The 12,139-nt window shown below is 54.9% G+C and carries 12 protein-coding genes; 6 read left to right on the forward strand and 6 right to left on the reverse strand.

Annotated features, from left to right (window positions below; translation table 11 throughout):
• Positions 1-7: 7 nt before the first annotated feature.
• Positions 8-790, reverse strand: a complete 783-nt coding sequence (locus tag BMZ66_RS12360; protein WP_092673460.1) for an SH3 domain-containing protein — start codon at positions 788-790, stop codon at positions 8-10.
• 605 nt (positions 791-1,395) lie between these two features.
• Between BMZ66_RS12360 and BMZ66_RS12365 the strand changes: the two genes are divergently transcribed.
• The 4 genes from BMZ66_RS12365 (at position 1,396) to BMZ66_RS12380 (ending at position 6,099) form a co-directional block, all read left to right on the forward strand.
• Positions 1,396-1,788 carry a (deoxy)nucleoside triphosphate pyrophosphohydrolase gene (locus tag BMZ66_RS12365; RefSeq protein ID WP_092673463.1) on the forward strand — a complete coding sequence of 131 codons (393 nt, stop codon included), beginning with the start codon at positions 1,396-1,398 and terminating at the stop codon, positions 1,786-1,788.
• Positions 1,785-4,607 (forward strand): DEAD/DEAH box helicase, encoded by a 2,823-nt coding sequence (locus tag BMZ66_RS12370; protein ID WP_092673466.1) that lies wholly within the window; start codon positions 1,785-1,787, stop codon positions 4,605-4,607. The genes BMZ66_RS12365 and BMZ66_RS12370 overlap by 4 nt, the downstream gene beginning before the upstream one ends.
• Before the next feature lie 62 nt (positions 4,608-4,669).
• The gene (locus tag BMZ66_RS12375) at positions 4,670-5,245 is read left to right on the forward strand and encodes a hypothetical protein (protein WP_092673469.1); all 576 of its coding nucleotides are present in this window, start codon (positions 4,670-4,672) and stop codon (positions 5,243-5,245) included.
• A 23-nt stretch (positions 5,246-5,268) separates the two neighbouring features.
• Positions 5,269-6,099: a hypothetical protein gene (locus tag BMZ66_RS12380; protein ID WP_143080181.1), complete on the forward strand. Its 831-nt coding sequence runs from the start codon at positions 5,269-5,271 to the stop codon at positions 6,097-6,099.
• Here the strand turns inward: BMZ66_RS12380 and BMZ66_RS12385 are convergent.
• The 5 genes from BMZ66_RS12385 to BMZ66_RS12405 form a co-directional block, all read right to left on the reverse strand.
• Positions 6,052-6,696, reverse strand: a complete 645-nt coding sequence (locus BMZ66_RS12385) for a hypothetical protein (protein WP_092673474.1) — start codon at positions 6,694-6,696, stop codon at positions 6,052-6,054. The genes BMZ66_RS12380 and BMZ66_RS12385 overlap by 48 nt on opposite strands.
• Positions 6,697-6,748: 52 nt before the next feature.
• Positions 6,749-7,654, reverse strand: a complete 906-nt coding sequence (locus BMZ66_RS12390; protein ID WP_177204707.1) for a helix-turn-helix transcriptional regulator — start codon at positions 7,652-7,654, stop codon at positions 6,749-6,751.
• A gap of 7 nt (positions 7,655-7,661) precedes the next feature.
• Positions 7,662-9,476, reverse strand: a complete 1,815-nt coding sequence (locus BMZ66_RS12395) for a DUF262 domain-containing protein (RefSeq protein WP_092673478.1) — start codon at positions 9,474-9,476, stop codon at positions 7,662-7,664.
• A 508-nt stretch (positions 9,477-9,984) separates the two neighbouring features.
• Complete coding sequence (locus tag BMZ66_RS12400; RefSeq protein WP_092673481.1) at positions 9,985-10,713, reverse strand: metallophosphoesterase; 729 nt, start codon at positions 10,711-10,713, stop codon at positions 9,985-9,987.
• Positions 10,710-11,198, reverse strand: a complete 489-nt coding sequence (locus tag BMZ66_RS12405) for an FtsZ/tubulin family protein (protein WP_092673485.1) — start codon at positions 11,196-11,198, stop codon at positions 10,710-10,712. Before BMZ66_RS12405 ends, BMZ66_RS12400 begins: the two co-directional genes overlap by 4 nt.
• Before the next feature lie 150 nt (positions 11,199-11,348).
• Here BMZ66_RS12405 and BMZ66_RS25540 point away from each other — a divergent pair, with 150 nt between their 5' ends.
• Both BMZ66_RS25540 and BMZ66_RS12410 read left to right on the forward strand, forming a co-directional pair.
• Positions 11,349-11,525, forward strand: a complete 177-nt coding sequence (locus tag BMZ66_RS25540; RefSeq protein WP_177204708.1) for a hypothetical protein — start codon at positions 11,349-11,351, stop codon at positions 11,523-11,525.
• A gap of 168 nt (positions 11,526-11,693) precedes the next feature.
• A complete protein-coding gene (locus BMZ66_RS12410; protein ID WP_143080182.1) occupies positions 11,694-12,098 on the forward strand; it encodes a hypothetical protein in 405 nt (134 codons plus the stop codon).
• The last annotated feature ends 41 nt before the right edge of the window (positions 12,099-12,139 follow it).

Raw genomic sequence — 12,139 nt, forward strand, 5'->3', positions numbered from 1 at the left:
GGGAAAGTTATTTCTTTATTCGATTGATGTATCCAGACCATACCCAGCCCTGGAGCGAGTCCGTGGAGACTTGGTACCAAGCGGCTTTTCGCAATCCTAAGCTTTCCACAGGCCCATGGTCGGATACTACTTTCAGATAGGTGTAAACCGGTAAGCTGGCCAAGGCCTTGCTCGTGCTTTGGGGCTTCTCGCGCAAGAAAATTCCTTTCTCGGCGGCTACGTACGCATCTGTTCCCGGCGGTCGGAAGTAGTGCAGTTTCTTGGGGCCAAAAAACAGGTAGAGGGCCAAGCCGAGGTTGATCATCCCCCAAGCGATTTTGTATCGCTTCCATCTTCTGGCCTTTGCGGACAGCGACTCTTTCCGCCGCTGCGGTTTGCGCACGGGCGCCGGGGTGGTTACGGGCGTGGTAACGACGGGTGCTGGTTTGGTGGCCGCGGCCCGTTGTTGCCAAAGCGCTTCTTCCTGAGACTTCAAGCGCTGAGCGGTTAATTCTTGTTCCCGTTGTTTGCGTTGCAATTCCTCCCGCTCCCGACGTAGCCTGGCCTGCTCGCTCGCTACCCGGGCTTGCTGTTGCGCAAAGCTATTTAGCTTGGCATTGTAGGCGCCTCGTTTGGTGTGGTCAAGCAAAACTTCCTGGGCCTCGTTGATTTGCTTGAACATCTCCTCGAAGTAGGCATCGCCCTCATTTTTGTCGGGGTGAAACTTGATGGAGAGCCGCCGGTAGGCTTGTTTTATTTCCGCTTCGGAGGCCGTTGGAGACACCCCCAGTAAATCGTAATAGTTCTTCATTTAGCGAGCGAAAATGCAGAACACGAGGAAGCCCGCTAGCAGGATTAAGCCGGCTACACTTAGCCGGTGCTTGCTAATTTGTTGGCGCCAATACGAGGTGTCCACCTCCTTGGCGCACGGCCCGCAAACCGAGCGCATGCTGTAACTGTAGCGGGAGCTGGTGCTGCGGCTGCCGTAATATTTTGAGTGACCGGTCTGAACTTCACGGCGCTCACTTGCGCCTGCGGCACCACAGTAGTGGCATGCTGCCATTTCTATAATTTGTAAAAATGTTTAGGTAAGTAGCAATTCGCTTAACTGCTAGTACTATTAAAAGAATGATATAAGTGATTATGTCTTTAGGGCATCTAATGTAATTGATTTTTCAACCTCGTAAAAGAAATGTTGAGCTATTTGCCCGCAATAGGGCTTTTCAGCCTTAAAACACTACTGGCGGTACACCTTGCTGTGGTCTTAGCCGAGTCCTCAAGCTTTTAGCCAGGCAACATCTTAGGTGCGCTTGGAACCGAGAAGGGTTAGGGCTAGTTCGGGGGATCTCAGGGCCTTCTCCCAGCACAGTCCCTTTGCCGTGCACTAGCTTCGCTGCCTAGTTACGGTCTGCCTTTATGAAAAAACACCACGAAGTAGTTGCCGCCATTATTCAGCGCGGCGATGAGATTCTGTGCCTCCAGCGGGGGGCTAGTAAATACGACTACATCGGCTATAAGTGGGAATTTCCGGGCGGCAAAGTCGAGGCCGGGGAAACACAGGAGCAGGCGCTGGTCCGGGAAATCAAAGAGGAGCTAGCGCTCGATATTCAGGTGGAGGGACCCCTGCTCACCGTCGAGCACGAGTACCCCGATTTTATCATTACCATGCACGGGCTGCATTGCACGACGCTAAATTCAGAATTAGTGCTGCACGAACACCAGGCGTATAAATGGCTGCGGGCCGAAGAATTGTCTACCCTGGACTGGGCAGCGGCCGATGTGCCCCTGGTGGAGAAGCTACAAGCATGAATGTAGACCTTTTAGCAGCGGGCTTGCACCGCGGCTTTCTCGAGGCGGCTACCCCCGCCGAGGACCAATTCGTGCCCCAACTCGTGCGCAACGACAAGGCGCAGGGCAAGACCGTGCTCAGCGTGGTGCACCGCCAGCTAAATGCCTGCTCTGAGTTTTGGTTTTCGGTAGCCTTCGCCACCAAGAGCGGTATCGCCGCCCTGCTCCACGTGCTGCAGGAGCTCGAGCAACGGCAAGTCCGCGGGCGGGTGCTGGTCTCGCAGTACCAGAACTTCACCCAGCCCGAAGCGCTGCGGGCTCTGCGGCAGTTTGCCAACATCGAGCTGCGGATGGCCACCACGGGTAACTTCCACGCCAAGGGGTATCTATTCAACCAAGGTGACGGCTATAACCTGCTCATTGGCAGCAGCAACTTGACCGCGGGGGCGCTGCGGGTCAACAAAGAGTGGAATTTGCTTGTGGCCGGTTTAAACGCGGGCGAGCTCATTGGCGACGTGCGGGCCACGTTCGCTCAGGAGTTTGCCGCCGGGGTAGCCGTGGACGAGGCCTTTATCCTGGCTTACGAGCAGGTGTACCAAGCGCAGGCCCGATTGCTGAGTAAGGCTAAGAGTTTGGTGGAATTACATGCTGTAATTTCCCCCAACGCCATGCAAGTCGAGGCCTTGGCGGGCATTGCCCAGCTGCGCGCGGCCGGCGAGCGCAAGGGGCTGCTGATTTCCGCAACTGGCACCGGCAAAACGTACCTCTCGGCCTTCGACGCCCGGCAGGTAATGCCCCGGCGCTTGTTGTTTGTGGTGCACCGCGCCACGATTGCCAAAGCGGCCCTGCGCACCTTCCAGCGCGTGTTTGGCAGCAGTAGAACAATGGGGATTTATTCGGGGGAGAGAAAGGAGACTGACGCCGACTTTCTGTTTTGCACGATCCAGACCTTGTCGCAGGACAAGCATCTGGCGTTGTTCCCGCCAACCTACTTCGATTACATCGTCGTTGACGAAACGCATCGTTCCGGGGCGGCCGGGTATAAGCGCTTACTCGCCCATTGCACCCCGGCGTTTCTGCTCGGCATGACGGCCACGCCGGAGCGCACGGACGGCTACGACATCTTCCAGCAGTTTGATCACAACATTGCCTACGAGATTTGCCTGCAGCGGGCCCTGGAAGAAGACATGCTCTGCCCGTTCCAGTACTTTGGCGTCACCGACGTGACCGTGGCCGGCCAGGTAGTAGAGCAGGAAGCGGGGTTTAATCAGCTACTGGCTCAGGAACGGGTAAGCCATATCCTGGACCGGGCCGCGTTTTACGGCTGTGACTCCGGACAAGTGCGAGGACTCGTCTTCTGCCGCTCGGTGGAGGAAAGCCAGGCGTTGAGCGAAGCCTTCAACCAAACCGGGCTACGCACCCTAGCGTTGCACGGCGGCAGTAGCGAAGAAACCCGGGCGGCGGCCATTGCCCAGCTCGAAAGCGATGATCCGGCCACGCGCCTGCATTACGTGTTCACGGTGGACATCTTCAACGAGGGCATTGACATCCCGCGCCTGAACCAGGTGATTTTGCTGCGGCCCACCCAATCGGCCATCGTGTTTGTGCAGCAACTCGGGCGGGGCCTGCGCAAGGCGGCCGGCAAGGAGTATTTGACCGTCATCGATTTTATCGGCAACTACGCCTCGAGCTACCTGATTCCCATCGCCCTGTTTGGTGATACCTCTTACAACAAGGACAACCTGCGCAAGCTGCTGGCCGCGGGGAGCAGTTTGCTGCCGGGCGCCTCGACCATCAACTTTGATCGCATCGCCCAGGAGCGGATTTACGCGGCCATCGACGAGGCCAAATTAGATGGGAGAAAGGAGCTAGTCCGGGACTACAAGCTGCTCCGGTTCAAGCTCGGGCGTCCGCCCTGGATGGGGGATTTCGTCGCGCACGGGGGACGGGACCCTTTCCAGTACGTGGAAGCCTGGGGGAGCTACTACGCGTTCGTTGCGGGCCAGGAGAATCTGGAGAAGTTGAGTTCTGCCCAGGCGGAGCTGTTAGCGCTCATCTCCCTGCACCTGGCTAACGCCAAGCGCATCGAGGAGGTGGAGATGCTGGGCTTGTTGTTGCGGCAAGAGGTGAGCTATGCGCAAGTAAGAGAGCATATATTGGCTACTTACGGGCTGGAGTTGTCCCCGCCAACTTACCGGTCTTGCCTTCGCAACCTCAATTTTGAGTTTGTGGGCACCCCCCGGCCCGTGGTGGAAGGAGATGACGAGCTTCGGCTCACGGCCTCGTGTGCGGCTATGTTGAAGAATAGCGTGTTTCGTAAGTTTTTGGAAGATGCGCTGCAGTTTGCCCGCACTCGCTACCAGGAGTTTCGCGCGCAGAGCGGGCTAGTTTGTGGGTTTTTCCTATATCAAAAATACTCGCGGCGCGACGTCTGCCGCATCCTAAACTGGGACAAGGACGAAAGCTCGACCGTGTATGGCTACAAGCTCAAAGAGGGGGCCCTTCCCTTATTTGTCAACTACCACAAGGAGGCGGATATTGCGTCGAGCACGGCCTACGAGGACGGGTTTGTATCGCCGCATATTTTCGATTGGATGTCCAAGACGCGGCGGAAGCTGACGAGTCCCGAGATCGTGGCCCTGCGCGAAGTGCCGGAGTTATTCATCCCTTTGTTTGTGAAGAAGCACAACGGGGAGGGCGGGGATTTCTACTTTATGGGCGAGGTGCGGCCGGAGGAATTTGTCGAGACCACGTTGCATGGGCTGCCGGTGGTCAAGGTGCGGTTTGCAATGCGGGTGCCGGTGGAGGAGGGGATGTATGGGTATTTGACGGGAGGGTAGGAAAAATATGAGTTAACGGCTCATTAGAAACTTAGATTTCTAGCTCTTAAAATCTAAACTGCATGACCTCGTCTCTCGATTTATTTTGCCCCGATACAGGCACCGACGTGTTTGACTTGTCTCCGTATGACAATGAGAATGCTCCAGTTGTAACCCATCGCTCCACTGGCGCGAAATCGGGTTTTAAAGGCACTCGGGCATCCTCCCAAGGGTACAAGATCTACGTGGTCGTCAACGCTGCCGGGGTGCATTACGTGGGGTGTACCTGCACTCGCATGAGCAGCCGGCTGAATCTGGGGCATATGCGCCATTTGGAAGGTAAAAACGGCTACCATGGTTACAAATGGCTTGGCGAAACAGGACTTCAACTCTATGTCTTCTATTTAAGGGGCCTTGCGCATCCAAGCAAAGACGAGCAGGTAACCTTGTTTAACAAGCAAGTAGCCGAGCGCATCGAAGCTGAGTTGGTTTACGTCGTGCGGACTGCTACTGGGAAATGGCCCTTGAGCCAGCACGAGATCCACTTTCACAACTTGGATGCTCATACCGGCTTGGCCGAAAAGACGACCGACACAGCACGTCAGCTTTATCAGCAGCTGCAGCTGCGCTGGCCATTGGTGGCGGAACACACTGCTTAAATATACCGTCATTCAATCTCCGAATGCATCCACTCATTACCACTTGGCAGCGCTTTTCGCCTACTCGTTTTCCGCGCCTACTTCCTGAAGACAAGCAATTGGCAAACCAACCAGGGCGGGCACTGATTTATCGCAGCTATGAGAATTTTATCACAAGTGCCGACTTTGGTAATACGGACTGCACGCAGTTTCACTTAGGACTGTTGCCTCAGCCATTTATTGGGAATTTATCTAAAGCATCCATATTTATCCTGATGCTTAACCCGGGCTTTTCTGTGGGGGATTACTATGCTTTACAGCATTCGTCGGCTTACGCGTCGGCTATTAAGCGAAATTTGTCGCAGCAGAACGAGTCGGACGATTTCCCTTTCTTCTTCTTGGACCCGCAGTTTGCTTGGACGGCAGGGGGGCAGTGGTGGCAAACCAAACTGCACTCGATTGCTACTGAGCTCATGCGACTAAATGTGATCAAATTGCCAGAGGCGCTGCAGCACATTAGCCAGCATGTTGCTTGTTTAGAAATGTTTCCCTACCATTCCCGCAGCTTTAGCCCGCTAAAAATTGAGCTGGAGTCAAAAAAATTGGTTTGTCAGTACGTGAAAGAAGTGCTGGTCCCCCGGACGCAGCAAGGAGATGCCCTGCTTGTTGCCACGCGGCAAGCGGCAGCTTGGCCATTGCCACAGCGCTCCAACCGCAATATCATCACGTATAATGCCGGACAAGCTAGGGGTGCTCATTTAACCATGAATACACCGGGCGGTCAGGCAATTTTGGAGCGGTTGCAAAGAACATGGAAAGCCGAGCTATCAAGTAGCCGAAAGAGCGGAAAGGCGTTGCTGCCACACTCGGCCTAGTGCCTCAGCTACCGGTCGAAATTCATCCTCAGTGAATTCGTCGGTCTTGGCGTTGTTGCACCAGTAACAGCAGATGGCTAGATTGTTTATTGTGTAGCCTAGGTGAGGTTCTCGGCAATCAATCTCAAAGGTGGAACCCCTAGTCCGTAAGCGCTTGGTCTGAATTTGTCTGGCGTCAATAAGGGTTTTGAACTGGGCATCGGTGATTTGACAATAGGCACAGGCAAGCTCCGAGTCCGAGATGAATAAGGCTTTGAATTGGGCGGAAGGAATGCCGAAGCGGCGGCTGTGAATATCCCGGTATTTCGCTTTGCTATCACCCAGGTTTTTCCACCAGCTTTTGATGTTCTCATCCAACGCTTGTACGGTGCTGGAATTTCCAAAAGAGCTTGTTAGGCTTTTTGCCTGGTGCGATTCTAGGTAGCGAGCCCAGTCTTCCGGGGTGGCCTGGAACGTCTCGTATTCCCGCTCACTGACCTGCGACAAATCCTGGTTAGACGAGCGTAGGAATTGAGCCGTGAGAAACAAGTCCATATGGCGGGCAAAACTGCGCCTGATAACGCTTTGGTAGCGGCTAGTAATTTCAGCGGAAGTCATGAATGGTAGAGGGTAAACAAGGTGGGTGAAGGTGGGTTGGATAGTGGTAAGATTAATACAGGCTGCTGGCAGCGGCGTAGCTGTTGTGCAGCCACGCACGGAGTTCGGCGGGGGCTAGAACCTTTACTTCTTCACCCATCGATAAGAGTTCCATGCGCAGATCGTGGGTGTCAAAAACGCGCAAGCCGATGCGCGTTTCCGTTACTGTTTGGCTGATTAATTGCTGCGAGCTGTGGAGGGGAAATGACTGCACGTAGCGGCCCTGGGTTGGGGTGAGGGACAGTACGATGTCTTGCGGTTCGCCTTCGTCGGGGCGGGTGATGCCAAAGGCGTGTTCGTAGTACGTGCCAGCCGCAAAGTCTGCGGGCTGGGTGCAGAGTTGGTTGCTCACGGATAAGTCGCTGATGCGGTCCAAGCCAAAGCAGCGCAATTGCTTGGTGTTAGCTTTAACGCCGACCATGTACCAGCGGCCTCGGAACTCCTTTAGCAGCAGGGGGCCGATCACGCGTCGGGTCGGCTGGTCCTCCCAAAACTTGCAGTAGCTGAACGCCACGAGTTGCTTGGCCTGCAGCGCGCCGAGCAAGGGGCGTAGAAACTCTAGTCCTAACGGCCGGCGGGGCTCGAGTTGAACGTAGGGCGCGAGCGCCGCGGGCAGTTGCAAAAAAGCGTGCAGCTCCATCGCATCAAGCAGGCGATCCTGGCCCGACAACAACGGCTCGCTGTGGTCAATGGCATAGCCGCGCTGGCGAGCATCGTAGTAAATGCTGATTCCAAAAACTTCAGCAATGGCCTGCACGTCCCGCTCAAACGTGCGCTTGGAGTAGCTGCTAGTGACGTCACGCAAAGTGGTTTGCTCGAGCAAATACGCCTGCAACTCCGCAAACGAGCAAGGCCGTTTGAGTTGCTGCAGGCGCCTGATGAGCGCTAGCTGGCGTTGCAAGTGGGCGCGGGTGGTCATGCCCTCTCTAGTTACTATAGGTAGCTTCTCCGAAGATGAAATCATGCAAGGCTTGTGCTTTGCGCTGCGTTCGCTGTTGGCAAGCCTCTAGGGACCAAAAACCCTCTTCGTGCTGCATTAACTGCTGTACTTCTTGTAAGTCAGATTTATGGTAGCCAATTTGTTGTTTTGTCCGCAGTGGGTAGTTCAGCACCAGTCTATTAACGTCCCACTCAAGTAGCGTTAGATTGCCCAGAGAGTTAAGGTGTTCCGTGGGCCATTGTTCGGCGATAAGAAACTCCGCCGAAGGATGGCGAGGATGGATGTGCTCTACTTCAAACTGTGTGTTGCCGAGCACCCGGGCCCGTAATTCAGCAGTGTTCCAGCCATTCTTCCAATCCGGCTCCTCCATGAGCAGCGCGGATAGCCGGGCCGTGAGGTTACGACGAGCGGCATTTTCAAATACATCCCCGGTTAGGCAGTGATTGAGAAACCACTGTTGGTTGTAATTGCGCAGGGCCTCCCGCACCACTGCCAAAACGGTATCCGGGGTGGAATCGGCTTTGAGAATCTCCTGAATAACATTGTAGGTTAGGGTGCGAGCCGCGTTGACGACTTTTGCCGACTCCAGGGTTTTTACAATGTAGTATTTGACCATCAATTCTTTCCACAGCTCAAACTTGGGCTGAATGGAAGCAAAGTCCGGGCTGTAAAAACGAAACAGATAGATCAAGTCTAGGAATTCAAAGCGCCACCCGTAGCGGGTTAAATTCTGTAAACTATACCAAAGGTCGTGACGAGGGGAAAACCCTTCATCCCAGACAAATCGCATCTCCACCAGTCGATTTAAATCTTGCAGCGGATTATCTCCAAGTGCCGCGCGAATACTGGCGGCATCAAATCCTTGGGACCGGTTGAGCAAGACGGATTCAAACACCATCTCGTAGAATCGGTCGGGTGCCCACTCGTGAAGCGTCCGGCTCAAACCCGCTCGTTCGATGAGAATGCGTTGATAGACGCGCAGGATCTGGTCCGGACCTGTAATATCCTGCCCATTGGCCTTGTTGCGGGCTACAATGTTGGCGTAAAACCCGTCTATTTCTTGCAAGACGTCCTGCTTTTGCTGATCCGACATTCCCTTGGCCTGGGTGAGGTAGTCGTAGAGCTTGATTTTGAACAGATCATCTCCGGTTAAGGGCAGCCCGGTGGTGTTGATGGTGTTGAAAATATCCAAGGCTTTCGCCAAGCCGCTATTTGTTTTGATGACAACCACATGAATGGCCTTCATTAAAAAATCAAAGAAGGCCTTGGGCTCAAAGCCCAGGCCGTTCTCATCGGTTTGGGTTTCTTGCCCTTCGAACCAATCATAGATAAAGAAGGCGTTGCGCAGGTACGGGTTTTGAATAGTTCCTTCGGGTCGCGTTGGCAAGGTCGGATTAGCCGTCACTTCATTTAACCACGTCTGCTGCTCTTGGCTGCTCACCTGGGTTCTGAGCCAATCCTGCCGCCGCAACTCTACCGGTAGCACTTCTTCTCCATACTGCCATTTAGCAACCTGGCATAATAAGAGCAGCGTGGTCAATCGCTGTTGACCGTCGACTACTTCCCACTCGCTGCCGCTGCGCGGAATAAGCAGCAGCGTACCGATGAAATAGGGCTCTTGGGCTTGAAACGCGGTCCAGAACCCGTCGAGCAGGCGTTGGATTTGGTATTCGCTCCAAGCCAAGGGGCGTTGGTAGACGGGAATAACGTAAGACTGGTCATCAAATAAGCCGCGTTGCTCGTTGTTTATGGAGAGCAACGTGCACGTGTGCGCATTTACAAAATCGGTAGCACTGTTCATGAAGAGTGTAAGGAAGGTGAAGTAAGGGAGTGATGATTTAATTGATGCCGCAACTAGCCGTTCTCAATGGCCGTGATCATGGGTTTCGAATTGTTAAGGCCAACAGCTTTTTAGCTTTTGCCGGCTGATCAGGATACTGATGCAGCAATCCAACCACGGCCCTATGTGCAGCGATAATTAGCGTTTCTGGGCTCAATTTTGAGTTCTGATACTGCTGGGCTATCGAAATCGCAGCTCGTCCGTGCACGATCATTTGTGCCACAGCAGCCCTTTCATCGCGCAATGAGGCTGCGCTTGTTAGGGAAGCCCACAAGGCTAAGATGGTTTCTAGTTGTTTTTTGCAGAGTTAGGGGTAGAGCCTTGTGAAAGACTTAATTTAAATTGTCGCATATCTGCCTTAATAGATAAATATAGTGGTTGTTTGTAAAATTATGTCGAGCACATTCCGCGCCTGGGTGACCCGCTAGCGGGCGCCTCGATGTAAACGCATAAAAGCCACTGCATCACCCTAAAAAGCCAGGGTTAAAAAATCGACTTTTTTGCTAAGACAATCCGTCAAAATCAGGCGGGCCCCGGTCGCTTCATCCCCTACCTCCGTGATTTCTGCTACCGGGGTATGACCCACCACCTGAGTAAGTCCAGGAGGAAGGTTGGCCTTGAGTTCCGCTGGCCGGACCCAAACGGGCCCATCCAGCGGGTCGCTGCCGCCGTGCTCAGGGCCTACTTCCCACAGCAACGCCGGGCCACCTGGGGAGCGCAGCAAGGAGTTGAGCACGTCGGCCAAGAGTGCCGGCTGGGCCGTAGCTTCCAGGGCCTGCTGTCGCTGGCTGATTTTCTCCGCATGCAGCGTGAGCCAGGCTTGACTGATGCCCGCGTGAACGAACAGGGTCTGGCCCCGTTGATAGGCCACTTGGAAGTAGTCAATATGGAGCTTGTAGAGCAGGTGCAAGGCCGGATACAAATCCTCGTTAAAGCCGAAGCATTTTACCACGCTCAGGTACAAGTATTGGAAGCAGTGATTGCCCAGCAGCAAGATTACCCGATCAGGATTAGCCTTTTTGAAGGCGATGATGTCCGTGAAGGTGTTTAACTGCTGCTCATTGGATACCTCGAAGGAGTCCACGTAGTCGCCCAGAAAAACGACGTGATCGGCTGGGGAATGCGTATCCAGAAAATGCTGCGCGGGCGCTTGCCAGCAGGTGCGGCCGTGCACATCGGGGACAACGAAAACTCTCATGCCGCGGGGGTTTGATCTGGCGCATCGGACGCTTGCAGCACGAGCAGGTGCACCTCGGGCTGTTGGCGGGGGGTATCGTTATGACCGAAAATCATTTCCCATTCTGGGCCCACCCGTTGCTGCAGCCCCTCAAGGATCAGAGTGAGCTCGTCCATGTCGAGCGTGGCATTGGGGTCCGAACTAAACGAGACTAGCTGCCGGCCAGTGGGGGTGGGCACACCTGGGAGTTGGGACAGGACTTCCGTGAGCAGCGCAGTGGCCCGGCCGGTTCCAGAAGCCTTCGCCCAGCCAAGGCCTAGCTGATCTGCTTGCCCTAACGTGTAGCGGACGTCCTCGCTGTCCAGCGTAGAATCTTTATAGCCCAGCACTTCCGCTACGTGCTGGAGGAAGGCCTGGCGCAGGGCAGGCGGCAGCGGAGGATGGGCTGGTTCCCAATCGGCTAGCAGGGCTTTGGCTTGGGTCGTAGGCGTGGGAGTAGTTGACATGGGGCTCCGGGGTAAATCAAGGAGCTGGCAAAGGTGCCGGGTGGGTGCGCCAAAACGTGTCGTAGTAAAAAAACGGTTTTGGAAGGGGATTAAATAGGCTGTGCCTGCCAAAAAGGTTGTAGCATTGTAGCGTCACTATTTCCCTTACCTATGCCGAACAAGTCCCCCCTTGATGAACAGCAGCGCCGGGAGCGCTGGGAGCAAGAGCAAGAAGCTGCGGAAAACGCCGAGAAGTTTGCTTACGCGAACGGTAACGACGATGTGGCTTCCGAATCAGAGATGGATGACATCCGGGAGATGATGAATCCGGACGGGGAAGAAGATTAGCCAGGAAAGCCTGTGGTAGGGGATCTGCGTTCTCTTCCGTGTCTGCTGCGGCCCACAAGTACTGAGCAGTTCCTGGTGCAGGGGCAAGCACTGGAAGTTGCTAAGGTTGAGCTCACCCTCCGTTCCTGGACCGGAGTACCCCTTACCAATACCTTAGGCGGGAAACCCTTGCTGGATTTCGGCGGCCGGCCGGTGTTCGCGGAGCTCTGCGTTTACGAACTAGCGCGGCTCGCCGGCTGGGAAGCCCGCTGGGTGGAAACATACGGGGCGCCGGCGATGCGGCCGAACTGCTTTACCGGGTGGGTAGAAGGGCCACTTAGCGAGCAGCAGCACGTGCCAATTGTGGAGCCATCCGTTTTGGCCCTGCTGCAGCAAATAGCGGTAGCGAATGGAAGCACTTACTCGGGCTGCTGGGATGTGGTCGCCTGGCAGGGGGATCGGGTGCTTTTTATGGAGCTGAAGCGGCGAAAGCAGGATCGGGTGCGGGCGAGTCAGCTGGCCTGGTTGGAGGCGGGGCTGAAGGTGGGGCTGGGGGTGGAAGACTTTTTGTTGGTGGAGTGGGAAGGGATATAACTTTAACTAAGTTATTTGGCCCTGTTTATTCTTGCTTCCAT

Origin of the sequence: Hymenobacter arizonensis (assembly GCF_900115775.1) — a bacterium.
GTDB classification, from domain to species: Bacteria; Bacteroidota; Bacteroidia; order Cytophagales; family Hymenobacteraceae; genus Hymenobacter; species Hymenobacter arizonensis.